Annotated in this window: 19 protein-coding genes and 1 pseudogene; 7 read left to right on the forward strand and 13 right to left on the reverse strand. The window is 70.3% G+C overall.

Annotated elements, in window-relative coordinates; genetic code table 11:
* Both ACZ51D_RS42860 and ACZ51D_RS42865 read right to left on the reverse strand, forming a co-directional pair.
* Nucleotides 1-652: pseudogene (locus ACZ51D_RS42860) on the reverse strand (hypothetical protein); the annotation flags it as partial.
* Nucleotides 653-838: 186 nt separating this feature from the next.
* Nucleotides 839-1,870: a YihY/virulence factor BrkB family protein gene (locus ACZ51D_RS42865; RefSeq protein ID WP_465665717.1), complete on the reverse strand. Its 1,032-nt coding sequence runs from the start codon at nt 1,868-1,870 to the stop codon at nt 839-841.
* A gap of 394 nt (nt 1,871-2,264) precedes the next feature.
* Here ACZ51D_RS42865 and ACZ51D_RS42870 point away from each other — a divergent pair, with 394 nt between their 5' ends.
* The 3 genes from ACZ51D_RS42870 to ACZ51D_RS42880 are packed head-to-tail and all read left to right on the forward strand — an operon-like array spanning nt 2,265 to nt 5,799.
* Nucleotides 2,265-2,789, forward strand: a complete 525-nt coding sequence (locus ACZ51D_RS42870; RefSeq protein ID WP_465625145.1) for a PadR family transcriptional regulator — start codon at nt 2,265-2,267, stop codon at nt 2,787-2,789.
* Entirely contained in the window at nt 2,786-3,472 is a 687-nt protein-coding gene (locus tag ACZ51D_RS42875) for an ABC transporter ATP-binding protein (RefSeq protein WP_465665719.1), read from the forward strand. Before ACZ51D_RS42870 ends, ACZ51D_RS42875 begins: the two co-directional genes overlap by 4 nt.
* A gap of 44 nt (nt 3,473-3,516) precedes the next feature.
* Nucleotides 3,517-5,799, forward strand: a complete 2,283-nt coding sequence (locus ACZ51D_RS42880) for an ABC transporter permease (protein WP_465665736.1) — start codon at nt 3,517-3,519, stop codon at nt 5,797-5,799.
* 74 nt (nt 5,800-5,873) lie between these two features.
* Here ACZ51D_RS42880 and ACZ51D_RS42885 read toward each other — a convergent pair whose 3' ends face one another.
* Both ACZ51D_RS42885 and ACZ51D_RS42890 read right to left on the reverse strand, forming a co-directional pair.
* Nucleotides 5,874-6,380 (reverse strand): HAD family hydrolase, encoded by a 507-nt coding sequence (locus ACZ51D_RS42885; RefSeq protein WP_465625149.1) that lies wholly within the window; start codon nt 6,378-6,380, stop codon nt 5,874-5,876.
* Nucleotides 6,316-7,464, reverse strand: a complete 1,149-nt coding sequence (locus ACZ51D_RS42890) for an MFS transporter (protein WP_465625151.1) — start codon at nt 7,462-7,464, stop codon at nt 6,316-6,318. Before ACZ51D_RS42890 ends, ACZ51D_RS42885 begins: the two co-directional genes overlap by 65 nt.
* On the opposite strand from ACZ51D_RS42890, the gene ACZ51D_RS42895 reads away from it, so the two are divergent.
* Entirely contained in the window at nt 7,448-7,573 is a 126-nt protein-coding gene (locus ACZ51D_RS42895) for a hypothetical protein (RefSeq protein ID WP_465625153.1), read from the forward strand. The two genes, ACZ51D_RS42890 and ACZ51D_RS42895, sit on opposite strands and share 17 nt — an antisense overlap.
* A gap of 107 nt (nt 7,574-7,680) precedes the next feature.
* Here the strand turns inward: ACZ51D_RS42895 and ACZ51D_RS42900 are convergent, their stop codons facing one another.
* Nucleotides 7,681-8,370 (reverse strand): isochorismatase family protein, encoded by a 690-nt coding sequence (locus tag ACZ51D_RS42900; protein WP_465625155.1) that lies wholly within the window; start codon nt 8,368-8,370, stop codon nt 7,681-7,683.
* A gap of 192 nt (nt 8,371-8,562) precedes the next feature.
* Here ACZ51D_RS42900 and ACZ51D_RS42905 point away from each other — a divergent pair, with 192 nt between their 5' ends.
* Nucleotides 8,563-9,423: a LysR family transcriptional regulator gene (locus tag ACZ51D_RS42905; RefSeq protein WP_465665721.1), complete on the forward strand. Its 861-nt coding sequence runs from the start codon at nt 8,563-8,565 to the stop codon at nt 9,421-9,423.
* 540 nt (nt 9,424-9,963) lie between these two features.
* On the opposite strand, the gene ACZ51D_RS42910 is transcribed toward ACZ51D_RS42905, so the two are convergent.
* Both ACZ51D_RS42910 and ACZ51D_RS42915 read right to left on the reverse strand, forming a co-directional pair.
* Complete coding sequence (locus ACZ51D_RS42910) at nt 9,964-10,317, reverse strand: nuclear transport factor 2-like protein (protein WP_465625165.1); 354 nt, start codon at nt 10,315-10,317, stop codon at nt 9,964-9,966.
* Between the two features lie 25 nt (nt 10,318-10,342).
* Entirely contained in the window at nt 10,343-11,128 is a 786-nt protein-coding gene (locus ACZ51D_RS42915) for an SDR family oxidoreductase (RefSeq protein WP_465625167.1), read from the reverse strand.
* Between the two features lie 99 nt (nt 11,129-11,227).
* On the opposite strand from ACZ51D_RS42915, the gene ACZ51D_RS42920 reads away from it, so the two are divergent.
* Nucleotides 11,228-11,746 carry a winged helix-turn-helix transcriptional regulator gene (locus ACZ51D_RS42920; RefSeq protein WP_391492101.1) on the forward strand — a complete coding sequence of 173 codons (519 nt, stop codon included), beginning with the start codon at nt 11,228-11,230 and terminating at the stop codon, nt 11,744-11,746.
* A 779-nt stretch (nt 11,747-12,525) separates the two neighbouring features.
* Here the strand turns inward: ACZ51D_RS42920 and ACZ51D_RS42925 are convergent.
* From ACZ51D_RS42925 to ACZ51D_RS42945, 5 genes are all read right to left on the reverse strand, one after another.
* Entirely contained in the window at nt 12,526-12,888 is a 363-nt protein-coding gene (locus ACZ51D_RS42925) for a cupin domain-containing protein (protein ID WP_465625210.1), read from the reverse strand.
* Between the two features lie 56 nt (nt 12,889-12,944).
* Nucleotides 12,945-13,328, reverse strand: a complete 384-nt coding sequence (locus ACZ51D_RS42930; protein WP_465665723.1) for an ISL3 family transposase — start codon at nt 13,326-13,328, stop codon at nt 12,945-12,947.
* Nucleotides 13,325-13,498, reverse strand: a complete 174-nt coding sequence (locus ACZ51D_RS42935; protein WP_465665725.1) for a hypothetical protein — start codon at nt 13,496-13,498, stop codon at nt 13,325-13,327. Before ACZ51D_RS42935 ends, ACZ51D_RS42930 begins: the two co-directional genes overlap by 4 nt.
* The gene (locus ACZ51D_RS42940; RefSeq protein ID WP_465665726.1) at nt 13,474-13,737 is read right to left on the reverse strand and encodes a hypothetical protein; all 264 of its coding nucleotides are present in this window, start codon (nt 13,735-13,737) and stop codon (nt 13,474-13,476) included. The genes ACZ51D_RS42935 and ACZ51D_RS42940 overlap by 25 nt, the downstream gene beginning before the upstream one ends.
* A 156-nt stretch (nt 13,738-13,893) precedes the next feature.
* Complete coding sequence (locus ACZ51D_RS42945) at nt 13,894-14,355, reverse strand: MarR family winged helix-turn-helix transcriptional regulator (protein ID WP_465625171.1); 462 nt, start codon at nt 14,353-14,355, stop codon at nt 13,894-13,896.
* An 80-nt stretch (nt 14,356-14,435) separates the two neighbouring features.
* On the opposite strand from ACZ51D_RS42945, the gene ACZ51D_RS42950 reads away from it, so the two are divergent.
* Complete coding sequence (locus ACZ51D_RS42950; RefSeq protein ID WP_465665728.1) at nt 14,436-14,807, forward strand: VOC family protein; 372 nt, start codon at nt 14,436-14,438, stop codon at nt 14,805-14,807.
* Between the two features lie 288 nt (nt 14,808-15,095).
* Here the strand turns inward: ACZ51D_RS42950 and ACZ51D_RS42955 are convergent, their stop codons facing one another.
* On the reverse strand, nt 15,096-15,749 hold the full coding sequence (locus tag ACZ51D_RS42955) for an NUDIX domain-containing protein (protein ID WP_465665734.1): 654 nt from the start codon (nt 15,747-15,749) through the stop codon (nt 15,096-15,098).
* Between the last annotated feature and the right edge of the window lie 220 nt (nt 15,750-15,969).

The following is a 15,969-nucleotide window of genomic DNA, read 5'->3' on the forward strand; positions in this document are numbered from 1 at the left end:
CGTTGCGCTGAGAGGCGCACGGCGGGTTCGGAGAGCGGTCCGGGGAAACGGACCGGGAGCAATCCCGGCACCGCGCCCCGGGCCGACTCACCAGGGTCCAGTTCGCGCCGAGCAGCTGGTTGGCACGGGTGAAGACCATCCGGGCCGCGTCGTACTCCAGCGGGCGGAAGGGCCGTCGCAGCGTCCACCACAGCGGCTCCGACGGGTGCTTGGGGACCATGCCGCGCAGTTCTTGCTGGTAGAGCCGCAGCCACACGAATGCGTCGGCGGAGGCGGGAAGGTGCTGCAGGACCTGGCTGCCCTTGCGGACCACGCCGATCGTCCGGTCCCCGGGCGAGACCAGGCCCTGCGGGACACCCAGCAGCTCGGAGGCGCGGGCGCCGGTGGAGATATAGAACGCGATCAGAGCCCTGTCCCGGTTGTACTTCAACCCGGCGAACAGGTCGTTGAACGCCTGGTCAGGAATGATCCTCGGGGTCGGCTTGGGCTCCTTGGGCTGATAGGTGCCCCGGCGCGAGGGCTGCCGGAACGGCTGCATCGGGTTGTGATGCGCATTCGGACTCCCCTCGTCGGCAGCCCCTCCCTGCGGGAACGGGTTGATCAGCGGTCGGCCGTGGGTCTCTCGGTGGTACTCGTAGAACGAGCGGATCACCGCGCGAGCGTGCCGCCTGGTCCGAGCGGCATAGTTCTCGCCGGGCGCGGCTCCTCATGGCCCGGACCCGTCGCGTCACTCACGACCCATCCCTCCTCACCTCTGGTGGCGGCTCACATGGGCGCTTTCGCGCCTACCCCGTCCCGCGTGAGTTCATCCAGGCCGTCGAGGAGGAAGAGGGGCAGGTCAGCTTCGGCTGCTGCCGTCGCCTTCCTCGGGCCACTTGCGGGTGTCCCGGGGTGGCACGTAGGGCTCCTGGGAGGCGGGCATGCCGCCCTCGATCGCCCGCTCACGGGCCAGTTCGGCATCGAACTCCAGCCCGAGCAGGATCGCCAGATTGGACAGCCACAGCCAGACCAGGAACACGATCACCCCGGCCAGCGTGCCGTAGGTCCTGTTGTAGGAGCCGAAGTTCGCCACGTACGCGGCGAAGCCGCCGGACAGCGCCAGCCACAGCCCCACGGCCAGCACACTGCCCGGGGAGACCCACCGGAACCCGCGGCCACGCACGTTCGGCGTTGCCCAGTACAACAGAGTGATCATCAGCGAGACGAGCACCACCAGCACCGGCCACTTGGCGATCGACCACACCGTGACCGCGGTGTGGCCGAGCCCGAGGAGGTCTCCGGCCCGCCGGGCCAGCGGACCGGTGAACACCACGATCACCGCGCTCGCCGACAGCAGCAGCATGAGCAGCAGGGTCAGGCCCACCCGCAGCGGCGTGATCTTCCATACCGGCCGGCCCTCCCGGATGTCGTACACCGCGTTGCCCGCCCGGATGAACGCCGCGATGTACCCGGATGCCGACCACAGCGAACCGGCCAGACCCACCACCGCCAGCACCCCGCCGGTGCTGCGGCTGGCCTGCGACTGCGTGACGGCACTGTGCAGGATCTCGCGCGCCGAGCCGGGCGCGAGATCCTGCAGGTTGTCCAGGACGGTGTTGGTCGCGGAGGAGCCGATCACGCCGAGCACCGACACCAGCACCAGCAGCGCCGGAAAGAGGGCCAGCACCCCGTAGTACGTGAGAGCGGCGGCCCTGTCCGGCAACTCGTCGTCCAGGAACTCACGGCCGGTGCGCTTGAGCACCGCCCACCAACCCCGCCTCGGCACCCGCGTCGGCTTGTCCGGTCCGCGCTCCGCCGCGATCTGAGCATCGCGAGCCGGATCGGGGCGCTCCCGCCGCCCGCCCTGGCGGCCCCTGCGCTGGAATCGCATGATCCAGCGTGTTCCCCGTGGCCGCACCCCGACGCGGCATCCCCGTGCGAACCCACCCGGTCAGCCCCCGCCGGTCCGGTCGAGGGACGGCCGCCGGGCTGCCCACCGCCTACGCCGGCAGGCACCTGGTCGTGGTCCAGCCCGACGTGGAGGTCCCCGGCCGGCCCCGCCGGGAGAGCGTCGCTCCTTCCGCTCCTCCGGTTCCGGCGCTCCCTCGCCGGGCCGCCCGCCGATGATGGCGGAGAGTGATGGGCGGGACTGGCCCGCCGCGCGGCGCGCGAGGCCTGCGCAGACCTGTGACGTAGCCAGCTGACCAGCAGGGATGGCGTGTGACCCAGGCGCTATACACCCCGCGTATACGCCATGTGTATACGTGGGGTGTATAGTCCTGGATATGTCCATCGGTCACACACTGCTAGGACTCCTGGAGTCCGGTCCCCGCCATGGTTACGACCTCAAACGGGCCTTCGACGAGAAGTTCGGCCACGACCGGCCACTGCACTACGGGCAGGTCTACTCGACCATGTCCCGGCTACTGAAGAACGGCCTCGTCGAGGTCGACAGCGTCGAGGCCGGTGACGGTCCGGAACGCAAGCGGTACGCGATCACGGACGCCGGGGTCACCGACGTCACCCAGTGGCTCACGACCCCGGAAAAGCCCGAGTCGTACCTCCAGTCGACGCTCTACACCAAGGTTGTCCTCGCCCTGCTGTCCGGGCGCAGCGCCGCCGAGCTGCTGGACATCCAGCGGGCGGAGCACCTGCGCCTCATGCGAGTCCTCACCGACCGCAAGCTCCGTGGCGACCTCGCCGACAAACTCGTGTGCGACCACGCCCTGTTCCATCTCGAAGCCGACCTGCGTTGGCTGGAACTGACCGCCGCGCGCCTCGACGGCCTCGCCAAGGAGATACGTCGATGATCCCCGCCGGTGCCCTGCTCACCGCCGAAGCCCTGCGCAAGTCCTACGGACCGACTCCCGCACTCGACGACGCCACGTTCTCGATACACGCCGGTGAGATCGTCGCGATCATGGGCCCCTCCGGCTCCGGGAAGTCGACCCTGCTGCACTGCCTCGCCGGAATCGTCACCCCCGACTCCGGGACCATCACCTACGCCGGCCGTGACCTGACCGCGATGAGCGACGCCGAGCGCTCCGCGCTGCGCCGCAGCGACTTCGGCTTCGTCTTCCAGTTCGGTCAGCTCGTGCCCGAGCTGACCTGCGTCGAGAACGTCGCTCTGCCGCTACGGCTGAACGGCGCCAAGCGCAAGAACGCCGAACGCACCGCACGGGCCTGGATGGAACGGCTGGAGGTCGGCAGCCTCGGCCACAAGCGGCCCGGCGAGGTCTCCGGCGGCCAGGGCCAGCGCGTCGCCGTCGCCCGCTCCCTGGTCACCGGCCCCAAGGTCCTCTTCGCCGACGAACCCACCGGTGCACTGGACTCCCTCAACGGCGAGCTCGTCATGCAGCTGTTCACCGACGCGGCCCGCTCCACCAACGCCGCGGTCGTCCTCGTCACGCACGAGACACGGGTCGCCGCCTACTCCGACCGAGAGATCGTCGTACGCGACGGCAAGTCGCGTGACATGGAGCCCGCCCTGTGACCACCCGCACCAACGGAGGCACCACCTGGGCGCAGGACCTCGCGATGGGCGCCAAGTTCGCGGTGACAGGCGGCCGGGAGGGGTGGACACGGACGCTGCTGACCGCCCTCGGTGTGGGACTCGGAGTGGCGCTGCTGCTGTTCACCGCCGCCGTCCCGGCCGCGAAAGAGGCCCTGAGCGACCGCGAGAGCAACCGCAGCACCTACCTCTCCGCCGACAAGGCCGCCGAGGACACCCTCCTCGTCGCCGATACCCACAGCACGTACAAGGACAAGAACGTCTTCGGCCGGATGGTGCACGCCGAGGGCTCCAAGCCCGTGCTGCCGCCCGGTCTCTCCCGGCTGCCCGGCCCCGGCGAGATGATGGTCTCCCCAGCGCTGGCGGCGCTGCTCGACAGCCCGGAGGGCAAGCGGCTGCTGGAGCCCCGGCTCCCCTACAAGCAGGCCGGCACCATCGCCGAGCCGGGCCTGCGCGGCCCAGCTGAGCTGGCGTACTACGCGGGCAGCGACATCGTGAAGGCCGGCGACGGCTTCGTCATGCGGATCAACGGCTTCGGAAACCCCGAACCGCAGGAACCCTGGGACCCGGTCCTGCTGCTGCTGATACTGATCACCTGCGTGGTCCTGCTGCTCCCGGTGGCTGTCTTCATCGCCGCTGCCGTCCGCTTCGGCGGCGAGCGCCGCGACCGGCGGCTGGCCGCGCTGCGCCTGGTCGGCGCCGACGGGGCCACGACCCGCAGGATCGCGGCGGGCGAGGCGCTCAGCGGCGCCGTGCTCGGCGTGCTCGTCGGCGCCGCCCTCTTCGCCGTGGGCCGGGAGTTCGTGGCCGACTTCCCGATCAACGAAGCCCGGATGTACCCGATCGACATCGCCGTCAGCCCGGCGCTGGTCCTGCTCGTCGCCTTCGCCGTGCCGATCGCCTCAGTGGCCGTGACCCTGCTCGCGATGCGTGGGGTCGTGATCGAACCCCTCGGCGTGGTCCGTACGTCGAAACCGCCCCGGCGCCGGCTGTGGTGGCGGCTGGCGATGCCGCTGGCCGGACTGACCCTGCTCTACCCGATGATGGGGCAGAGCACGAGGGAGCAGTTCAACCAGTGGCAGGTCAGCGGTGGTGTCGTACTGCTGCTGATAGGGGTCACCGCGTTGCTCCCCTGGCTGGTCGAGGTCGTGGTGAACCGGCTCGGCGCCGGCTCGGTCTCCTGGCAGCTCGCGGTCCGGCGGCTCCAGCTGGCCAGCGGTGTCGCGGTGCGCCCGGTCAACGGCATCGCCGTCGCCGTGGCCGGGGCGATCGCCCTGCACGCCCTGTTCACCGGCATCGAGAGCTCCTACGCCACGGACACGGGCATCGACACGGAGCGGGCGCAGCTCCAGGTGCTGACGCCGTCGCAGGTGGAGCCCTCGCGCATGCCCGGCATCACCGCGCAAATCGCCTCCACCGAGGGCGTGAGGAAGGCGATCTCCCTCGGTAGTGCGGGACTCGGCGAGAAGGCCCGCAACCCGGAGGACTACCGATCCGTCACGATCGGCGACTGCGCCTCGCTGCGTGAGATCGCCAAGCTGGACAAGTGCGCGGACGGCGACGCGTTCCTGCTGCCCGACCCCGAGCACCCGCAAGAGGTGTCGAAGCCGGGCCGGAAGGTCGTCATCGACCCGTCCTTCGACGACGGAGTCCGCGGCGCGGAGATCGCCTGGACCATGCCCACGGACATCAAGACTGCCGCATCCCGACCGGACCCCACCGGCTTCACCCATCCGGGCCTCGTCGCCACCCCGGGCGCACTGCCGAAAGAGGCGCTGGACATCCTCCGCTACAGCACCTTCGTCAACCTCGACCCCTCAGTGGCGGACGCAGAGGAGCACGTGCGGAACACGGTGGCGCGGGTCCATCCTCTGATGATGCCGATGTCCCTCAAGGCGGTGCAGGTCAACGGCCGGTTCGTGACCGTGAAAAAGGGCCTCCTGATCGGCTCCGCCGCGGTCCTGCTGCTGATCGGCGCCAGCCTCTTCGTCTCCCAGATGGAGCAGCTGCGCGAACGTAAGAAGCTCCTCGCCGCCCTGGTCGCCTTCGGCACCCGCCGCCGCACCCTGAGCCTCTCGGTCCTGTGGCAGACCGCCGTCCCGATCGTCCTGGGCCTTGTCCTGGCCTGCGGCGCCGGCCTGGCCCTGGGCGCCGTGCTGCTCCGGATGGTGAGCCGGCCGGTGCACTTCGACTGGACGTCCGTGACGGTGATGACCGGCGTCGGCGCCGCGGTCGTCCTCCTGGTGACCGCCCTCAGCCTCCCGCCGCTGTGGCGCATGATGCGCCCGGAGGGGATCCGCACGGAGTAGAGAGGGCAACCCTACGTGGGTCCGCAGGGGGGCTTCCCATCGGAGAAGCCCCTCTGCGGCGCCCCCGCCACACGTCACCCTCGCGGCGGGTGGAGAACATCAGCCACCGCGGGCAGCACCCGGACCGAGAGCGCGGCCATCGCCTCGCGCAGCACTGGGCGAGCGACACGGCGTGAGGGGGCCGGATCCGCGAAGTACCCGGTCACCAGGTGGGCGTTCGCAGGACGAACGCGACGCCCGCGGTCAGCGCGGAGAGCCGGGCCGCGTTGAGGTCGAGCGTGCGGGCCTGGCCGTCCGATGCCCTCCATCAGGGCCAGAACGCACCGCGGCGGGCGGCCGGTGACGAGGGCGATGCGGACGCCGGCCTCGTTCGCCACCTCCAGGGCGGCCCGGCTGCGCTCGGACCGGATCCCGTTGCTGCGCGGGAGCGTGCCGTCGAGAGCGGTCGCCCCCGGCTTCGGCCGGGGGCCAGCGGGGAGACCGGCGTCGTCTTGGACCCGGCGGCGGACGGTGCGCTCAGCCGACGCCGCCGCGGCGGCGGGCGAGGACACCCGCCGTGGTGAGCAGGACGAGCAGGACACCGGTGAACCACGTCATCGCGGCGGTCACGGTGGTGCAGAGGGTGGCGATGCCGAGGCCGATCGCGGGCAGGGCCAGGCCCAGGTAGGAGATGAGGAAGAGCCCGGCGAGAGCGTCGCCGCGTTTGCCCGGCGCGGCCATGGCGACGACGGTGGCGACCGCGGACTTGAACAGCACTCCGGCGCCGATGCCGGCCGCGATGCCGGCTGCCAGGAAGACGGGGAAGCTGGCGGCGCGCATGCCGATGGCCAGTGCTGCCACCCCTGCGGCCTGGGCGAACAGGCCGATATTTCTGCGTACTTTGGCATCGAGGCGGCCGGTGAGCGACTGGGCCGCCGCGGCGGCACCGAACACGGCGAACACGATCAGCCCCGCCAGCGCGCGGGAGGGGTGGTGCAGGGTGTGGCCGACGAATCCGGGGGCCAGCGAGGTGAACAGACCGAAGACCGCGAAGGACGCGAAGCCCGCGGCTGCGGCGGCCACGTACCCGGCCGGGTCGCCGTGGTCGGTGCTGACGCGCTGCGGGCGGTACCTCGGCCTGACGGGCTGCTCCTTGACTGTCTCGGGGGTGAGCGCGACCGCGGCGACGCTGATCAGCAGCAGGGCGCCGAAGACGAGGTAAGGCAGTCGCAGCGGCGCGTGGAGGTACTGGGCGAGGAGGCCGGCGACGAGTGGGCCGAAGCCGAGGCCGCCGATGTTGGCCGCGGTGGAGACGATCTCGAAGCGTTGCGGGGAGGCGCCGGGGCGGTGTGCTCTGTGCAGTTCGTGCAGGTGCGCGGTGGCGGTCGCGGTGAGCATGCCGACACCGAGGCCGGTGACCAGCCTGGCGAGGAGGAGGACCGGCAGGGAAGGTTCGGTGACGAACAGCGCGGCGGCGGCCAGTTCCAGCGTCAGCGCCGTGATCAGGACCTTCCGCCGGCCGATCCAGTCCGAGACGTGCCCGGCCAGCAGCAGACTGGTCAGTACACCGACGGCGTAGACGGCGAAGACGATCGTGACCGTGAAGGTGGAGAAGCCCTCGCGTGCCTGGTACAGGGGGTACAGCGGCGTCGGGACGGTGGAGAACGCCATGGCCGTGACGAACACCGACGCGATCATCCGGAACCCGGCACCGTACCTGCGGGCCGAGTGCTGCGCGCCACCACCCTCGGCGGGTGCCCGGCGAGCGGGCCGGGGCCTGGACAACGACATGTGACTGCTCCGATTTCGTGAAGGTTGTCGGCCGGCGTCCCGGGATCGACGCCGGCCGTGGGGGCCGGTCGCCGCCCCGGGCCCACCGGCCCGGGGCAGCAACGACGGGATTCAGGCCAACCGGCCGCGGGCCTGGGCCCACTTGACCTCGGCCCCGGCGGCCTCACCGCCAGTGGCCTCCGCCTGGGCGCGGCCCACCGACTCCATCACGGCGGCGTAGCCCGGGCTGACACTCGCGTAGACGCCGCCCCAGTCCGCCCAGTCTTCGCGGGCCCAGGTCTTCTGCAGCTCGGCCGCCACACCGAGGACGTCCACGACCTTGACGCCTGCCCGGCTCAGGCGCTCGATCGAGATCCGCTGAGCCTCGTCGGAGTAGGTGCCCGAGGCGTCGATGACGGCGTACACGTCGTATCCCTCGGCGAGGGCCGACAGTGCGGGCTCCACGACGCAGATGCTGGTCATGATGCCGGCGACGAGGAGGGTGCGGCGGCCGGTCTGCTCGACGGCGCGGCGGAAGCCCTCCACGTCCCACGCGTTGATCTCGCCGTGACGCTGGACGTACGTCGCCTTGGGCGCGTTGTCGAACACCTCCGGGATCAGCGGGCCGTTGGGGCCCTCGGGGACCGACGCGGTGGCGATCACCGGGGCGCCGGCCAGGGTGGCGGCCTTGGCCAGAGCGGCCACGTTGTTGCGCAGCTCGCGGACGTTGGTGTGGTTGACGATCTGCAGCAGACCGCTCTGGTGGTCCACCAGCAGTACCGCGGCGTCTGCGGGGTCGATGAGGCCGTTGTTGCTCGACATGACTTCTCCCTGGGGTAAGGGCGGGCGTCCGGCACCGGGCCGAATGTTCTGGTTTGACCAGCAGTGTCGTTCGCTGCTGATGACCTCTTCAACCCCCTGCCGCGGTGGTCGCTTCCCATGCCAGGGAGATGGTTCGAGATGACGGTAATCTCTTTCAGAGATAGCCTGGAGTTCGGCCGTACGGAGGGTGGGATGGATCTTCGGCAGATGGAGGTCGTCGTCGCGGTCGCCGAGGAGGGCGGCTTCAGCGCGGCGGCGCGACGCCTACACGTGGTGCAGTCCGCGGTGTCCACCACGGTGCGCGCTCTTGAGCGCGAGTTGGGCGCCTCGCTGTTCCACCGGACCACCCACCGGGTGTCCCTCACCCCGGCGGGCCAGGCGTTCCTCCCGGCCGCCCGCGCCGCGCTACAGGCCGCCGAACAGGCCCGAGCCGCCGTTGACTTGACCAAAGAACAGCTCCGGGGAGAGATCACCATCGGGGTCATGCAGGGTCTCCACACGGGCCTCGCCCAGGCGCTGGCCGCCTTCCGTCACCAGCATCCGCAGGTGACGGTCAGGCTTCGCCAGGCGTCGGCGGACGACCTCCTTCAGGCACTGCGCGACGCCACCATGGACGTGGCCGTCGTGGCGCTGGCCCGTACCCAGCAGCGAGGACTGGCCGCACGCGTGCTGCAGGAGGAGGAGATGGTCCTGATCACGGCGCCGGGCCGCGCCGGCCAACCCGAGCGACCGGTCACCCTCGCCGAGGCGGCCGGCCTGCCACTGGTGGAATTCCCCGTCGGCTGGGCGATCCGGCACTCCGTCGACCGCGCCTTTCGTACGGCCCTCGTCGACCGCGTCGCCACCTTCGAGGTCAACGACATTCTCAGCGCCACCGACCTGGTCCGCCACGACCTGGGCGTGTGCATCATGCCCCAATCCCTGGCCGCCCGCTTTCCCGACCTGACGACCCGCCGCTTCGCCCAGAACGCACCGACCTGGAAGGTGATGGTGGTGCATCCCCGCGGACAGGTGTCTGCGGCCGTCACCGCCCTGCTGCGCCACATCACGTAGGCAGCGGCCCGCCCGCACAGCAGGGCGGACACCCGGAGGCGGCTGGCGAGGAGGTCGGCGAGTCGGTGTTCGCCGACCTGGCGGACGGCGTCGGCGGACCTGGTGTACCGCCAGTACGCGCGAGACCTGGTGACCCTGGAGCTGGTGGTCTCGGTCGCCGGGGTTGCGGTACCCGGTCGCTGCGCGCGAGTTCGTCGGGCCGCTCGCGGCACCGTGCGCAGCTGCCGTCGGCTGCGGGTGCCTGTTCTGATGGCGCTCTCTGAGTAGGGTCGGGGACTGGCGCGGTGGCGTGATGCTCCGTTCCAGTCCCCGCCGCTTCAAACCGTGCATGCAGTTCTCCCGCACACGGCTTTCCGACATCGTTCACCGGCTGGCATGCGCTGTCGCCCAGTGCACGTTCCCGGTCAGGCGGTAGACCCTGCGGGTGGATGCCGAATGTGAGGGCTGGCCTGGTGGCCGAGTGGCCGGCTTGGCACGACGGCCGGGACGGGCGGTCCAGGTGAGCGGGGCTTGTCGCGCAGGCGGCAGCAGTGGGCGGACTCAGGGCTCGATGACGAGGCGTTCGATGAGGTCGTCGCGGAGTGTGAACTGGTAGCGCAGATCGATGGTGCCGCCGGGGAAGTTGCCTTCGAGGTGGTGGGTGGCGATGTAGTGGGTCGCGTCGCTCTGCTGGGCGTTCGTGAGGTGGATGGTGTAGGTGAATTCGGTGGCGGATCGGCCGAGCCACCCCTCGATCTCCTCGGTGCCCTGGTAGGTGTTGCCGTCGTCGATCACTGTGGCTTCGCCGGTGAACGCTGTGACCGCGGTGGCGGTGTCGTGGGCGCGGTGCGCTTGGAGGTAGCGGGTGATCACCTCGGGCAGGGCGTCCGGGGTTAGGGGCTGGTTGTCGTGCATGACGATCCTTGGGGTGGTGGCGGGTTCAGACGGTGGGGGTGGTGCCGCCGTCGATGACGTGTTCGGCGCCGACGATGGCCGAGGCGCGGTCGGAGACGAGGAAGGCGACGAGCTCGGCGACCTCCTCGGGCCGGTTGGGACGGCCGAGCGGGATGCCGCCCAGGGAGTCCATGAGCCGGCCCAGCGCCGCTTCCTGGGTGATGTCCGCGTCGTGGGCGATCCGGGCGACGAGGTTGTCGGCGGCCGAGGTCTGGACGAAGCCTGGCGAGACGGTGTTGACGCGGACGCCGTGCGGGGCGACCTGGTTGGCCAGGCCCTTGCTGTAGGTGGTCAGGGCGGCCTTGGCGGCGGCGTAGGCCAAGGTGCCGTTCCACAGCGGCATGCGGCGCTGGATCGAGGTGACGTGCACGACCGCGCCCTTGCCCGTGGCGATCATGTGCGGCAGGAGTGCGCGGTCCAGGCGGACGGCGGCCAGCAGGTTCGTGTTCAGCTCCCTGGCCCAGTCGTCCTCGCCGAGCGCCGCGAACCCTCCAGCCGGTGCCTCGGAACCGCCGAGGGTGTTGACCAGGATGTCGACACCTCCCACGCGGGCGTCCACCTCGGCGGCGACGTGGGCCGCGCCCTGGGCGGTGGACAGGTCGGCGGTGATGAACGCCTTCTCGTCGGCGTCGTCCGGGCGGGTACGGGCGGTCACCAGCACGATCGCGCCGGCCTCGGCGAGCCGTCGGGCGATGGCGGCTCCGGTGCCCTTGGTGCCGCCGGTGACCAGAGCGCGTCGGCCTTCGAGGGATTCGCTGATGTATGTGGTCACGGTGTGCTCCGTCCCCGGGTGCGGGCACGGAAAGGACCGCTCCCGCTATGACTGCTAGAATAGAAGCTACTTACTTCTACTTTAGCAGTAACTGAGGGGATGGTCGCCGTGGCAAGCCGGATCAGGCTGGAGGACCGGGAGTGCCCGCTGTCCACGACGGTGGAACACGTCGGCGAGTGGTGGACGCTGCTGATCCTCCACGACGCCTTCGACGGCTACACCCGCTTCGACCAGTTCCAGGAGAGCCTGGGCATCTCCTCCAGCATGCTCACCACCCGGCTGAAAACCCTCGTCGCGGACGGACTCCTGGAGCGCCGGCCCTACCAGACCAACCCCGTGCGCCACGAGTACGTCCTCACCGAACTCGGGCACTCCCTGCGTCCGGTGATCGTCGCCCTGGCCGCATGGGGCAACTCCCGTCTCACACCGGCCGAGCGCAGCATGATCCTCATCGACGCGCGCAGCGGCGAGGAGGTCGAGCCCGTCGTCGTCGACGCCAAGACCGGCCGCCGACTCGACGACAGCGGCACCTACGTCTTCACCGCAGGTCCCGCAGCGAGCGACGCGATGCGCAACCGCTACGCAACACGGCAGGCCATCCCCGCGGAAGAGGCGTAAGGATGCTCGACAGACCTGAGCCGGGCCGGGAAGGCCGTACCCGACCCACCAGGCCGCAACAACTCATCGCCGACATACGCCCGTCTCCCCGCTCCCCACTCCCGACTCCCCCCAGACCGTTGAACGGCCCAACCAACTAGGGAACCGAGAGCGGGCCTGGCCGTTTTCGGAAATCCTCATCAGTTCGTCGAAGTCTGACCCGAATCCGCGGGTAGTGGCGGACTTCGGTGGCTGATACGACGACAGGTGTCCCTGCGGGTTCGAGATGATCGAGGTTCTCTACGCCTGATCGCTCTACCTGCAAGGACACCTGTCGAGTGAAGGCGATATCTCGTCGCCGTACCCGCTCCCGCTCCCGCACCCCTGCCGGCTGTCGGGGCTGTTGGGACCGTGCGCAGGTCTCATCGCTCGCACGGACGCCCGGTGGCCGTTGTCGGCGTCCGTTGGCGAGACCCGCACCTTCGGGACCAAGACGCCCGGCCGGCGGGACCGCTCGCCGGCGCTGACACCGCATGTCCGGCTTGGTGGCCCCCGGGTCGCCTGCCTGGTTTTCCGCCGCGTGCGGTCGTCTGCCCGGGACTACGGTCGCCATCAATTAACTACGCTCCGCCCCAACGATCGGGAGATCCCCATGGCAGCTGACGCTGTTCAGGTAGCACCTGATGTGTACAAGGTCCTTTTCGAGAACGATCGGGTGCGGCTTCTCGAGGCCCTGTCAGCGGACGCGGCAGACTGGCTCTGGCGCGAAGTCCGTGAAAGCTGCCCGTCCAGCAGTCAGGTCAGGGCAGGTGGCGGGGGCCGCGCAAGTCCGGGGCGAAGAGGTCCAGCGACGGGCCTTCGAGGGCGATGGCGGTGAGGCCGGTGGTGGTGCCGGATGCGTGTTCCTCACCGGGCTCCCAGCGGACACCGTCGCCGGCTGAAACGGAGATCTGGCGCCTGTCTGGGCCCGCGACCCAGCCTTCGCCCGTGATGACAAGGAAGAGCTGGCTCACCGGGGCGGGGTGCGAGCCGATGGTTCCACCGGGCTCGATGGCCAGGCAGGTCAGATGAACAGGCCCCTTTCCGGCGGCGACGCGGGTAGCAGTGGCATCCACACTGTCGAAGCGATCGATGACCTTCTCCGAACGGTCGCAGCGAAACATCTCCAAGAGGGGTCTCCTCGCAAGGTCCGGAAAGCACTGATCGTATGGGAAGACAGTCATCGCGTGGAGAGGAGGACGCGCTTGCGGAGGAGGTCCAGCTTGGCGCGTCCGAACATCTGCCTCTTGATCATCTTGATGCGGTTGACGTGGCCCTCGACCGGGCCGGAGTTCCAGCGGAGCGTGAGGCCGGCCATGACGGCGTCCCAGTCCTTGCGCAGGCCAGTGGCGAACCCGCGCAGTTCGGGGAGGCGGCTGGCCTCGGCGTCCGCAGTCCACTGCACAAGTTCTTCCCGGCCTTGGCGGTTGACGAGCATCGAGGTAAATCGCGCGATGAGGTCGCAGGCATCGTCCAACTCACCGCAGTGGTCGCGGAGTTCCTTCATGAGGACACTCCCGGCCTCCGGCCGATTGTCGGGGTGGGCAAGGATCAGCCTGGTCACCTCACGGACCTTGCGGTCGGCTTGGCGAGGTCGCGCAGCCGGTGCACGAATCGGCGGACGGTGCGCTCGCTGACGGTCAGGCCACGCTCGGCGAGTTCGCGGTGGAGACGGTCGGCGCTGGTGCAGCCCTCGTTGAACCGGGCGATCAGGTAGGCGGCGTGGCCGTCCAAGCTGGTCTGCCGGCCGCCGGTGGGCCCGCGCCTATGAGCTCCTCCACGGTGGTGGCGCGCATGAACTTCCTCGCCGTCTTCGGGTCCAGGCCCAGCTCGGCGACGATCTGGCTGTGCCCCATTCCCTTCTTCATCAGCGCGTGGACGGCGGCGTGACGCTCGCGAGTGCGCCGCGCCAGCCGTCCCTCGGGCAGCACCACTTTCTCCTTCTCCGGCAATGCCGTTGTTTGAAGCTTCATCGAGTTCGCGTGACGGGTAGGTTGTCGCGCCGGCCTGGTTGGCCACGGGTCAGAAGCGGGTGGGTCTCCGGCCGAGCAGCAACCGGCGGCCTTCGGCGCCGACCCTGCCACCACAGGCACCGCCTCGGACCGGCCCGAAACAATCGGGAGCCCGGGTCATTTCTCCAGGGCTGCCGCGATGCGGTCGAGGTCAGAGAGCAGCGCGGCCATGCGCTGTGGCGGGATCGCCTCCACCATGCGCTCTTCGATGGCGTAGACGGCGGCTTGGACCGCGGACAGGCGTGTGTGGCCTTCCTCGGTGAGGTGGGCGGGCCGGGCTCGGCCGTGGTCGGCGGTGGCGGGGCGGGTGATCAGTCCCGCTTCCTGCAGGCCCCGCAGAACAACGTTTCCGGACTGCCGGGTGACGAAGGTCGCGCGGGCGAGGTCGGCGTTGGACATGCCGGGGTGCAGGGCCAGGAGTTCGAGAGTGGCGTACTGCGGCACGGTCAATCCGTGCTCGCGCAGGCCCTTGTCCATAGCGCTGCGCAGGGCGGCCTGGGCGCGTTTGAGCATGTAGCCCACGTGTTGGGTGACGTCCTTGGCGGGGTGGGGCGGCTCGGCGAACGGGCTCTCCATCATGTCAGCATTTTGACATGGGTTTCTCGGGATCCTAGTCTCCCCTATGTCAAAGTTCTGACATCAAGGATCGAGGAGTACCCATGCCTGCCACCATCGACGGCCCCGACTTCGTCGCCCTGCAAGTACGCGACGTGCAAGCAGCAGCGACCTTCTGTGAACAGCACCTGGGCCTGCGCCGGGCCGCCGTCTCGCCGCCCCACGCGGTCGTGTTCGACACCAAGCCGACCCCGTTCGCCGTCCGCGCGCTCCTCCCGGGCGTCGACCTCGCCGACACCGCACGGCCCGGTCTGGGCGTAGTGCTCTGGTTCCGGACCACGGACGCCCACCAGCTCCGCGACCAGCTCACCGCCGCCGGAGTCAGGATCCTGACCCCCATGGCGGACAGCCCGTTCGGGCCGATGTTCTCCTTCGAGGGCCCCGAAGGCTACACGCTCACCGCGCACGGAGGCTGACCGCAACGCCCTCTCCCGGGCCCAGGTCAGCGGACAAACCGTCACGCCTCGGCGCGCAGCACCAGGAAGTCGGCTCCGTCTCCCTGCTCCTGGTCAGCGCGCCTCCGCGAAGCGCGGTACATGGTCGGGACGTCGACTGAGGCCGGGACGGCCAAGCCTCCGCGACACCGATCATCTGCGGTTCCCAAGGCGTTCGCTCTGGTCAGAGCCAGGGCCAGCGGCCAAAAAAGTAGCGCGAAAACTCTGGCCATCTACGGCGCACGGTCACAGCGGCCTGCGCTCGGGAGGTCAGCGCCACTGGTAGGACGCGCCGGTCATCGCCGGGAGCAGCAGCGGGCCGCCAGTCGCGGCGGTGTCGGGCCGGACGGCCTGGGCGAGGACGGCGCCGACGTCCGGGTACAGGTGGAGGCCGGCCGCGTCGGCCACCGGCAGCCACACCACCGGGGCCTGGTCCGGGTCGTCCTGCTCGACCGCGGCGACGGCCGCCACCAGGGGGTCGGGCAGGTGGGCAACGTAGACCAGGTGCCGGCGCCGGAAGGGCTCCGCCTCGCCCGGCCGCTCGGTCTCCTGGTCCTGGACGAAGCGCAGCTCCGGCGGCGCGGGCAGCACCGCCAGGCGGAGGCCGAGCTCCTCGAGGAGCTCCCGGCGCAGCGCGGTCTCGGGTTCTTCGCCGTCCTCGTCCTCGACCAGGCCGCCGGGCAGCGAGTGCTGGAGGCCGGCCGAGCGCTGGCGGCGGATCAGGGCCAGGCGGCCGTCGTAGACCAGCACCGCGCACACCCGCACCGGCCCGGCCACCGCCTTGGTGGTCACCGCGTTGTCCAGGCCGGGCAGGCGGGCTCGTGCCAGGTGGTGCGGACGACCACCCCGCCCGGGGTCAGGTGCTCGCTCGACCACGTCCGGCAGCACGCGCCGCCACCCGGCCGGGCCGGGGCCGGCGGCCATCCGACGCGGACCGGAGAGACGGGCGCGGACGCGGTGAGCGCGGCCGGACGGCAGCGACGGCGCCTGGTCATGGGTGTCGTCATGTCGCAGGCTCTGCCCACCCCGCCTGTTTTCGACAGGTAGAACGGGTTCAGGCACGGATTTCGTGAAGAGCACGCCGAGGCGGTTACGATCTGTAGTCGATCGGAGCCCTGCTCGAACGGTTATGCCGAGCGACTCG

Source organism: Kitasatospora sp. NPDC033851, assembly GCF_055576085.1.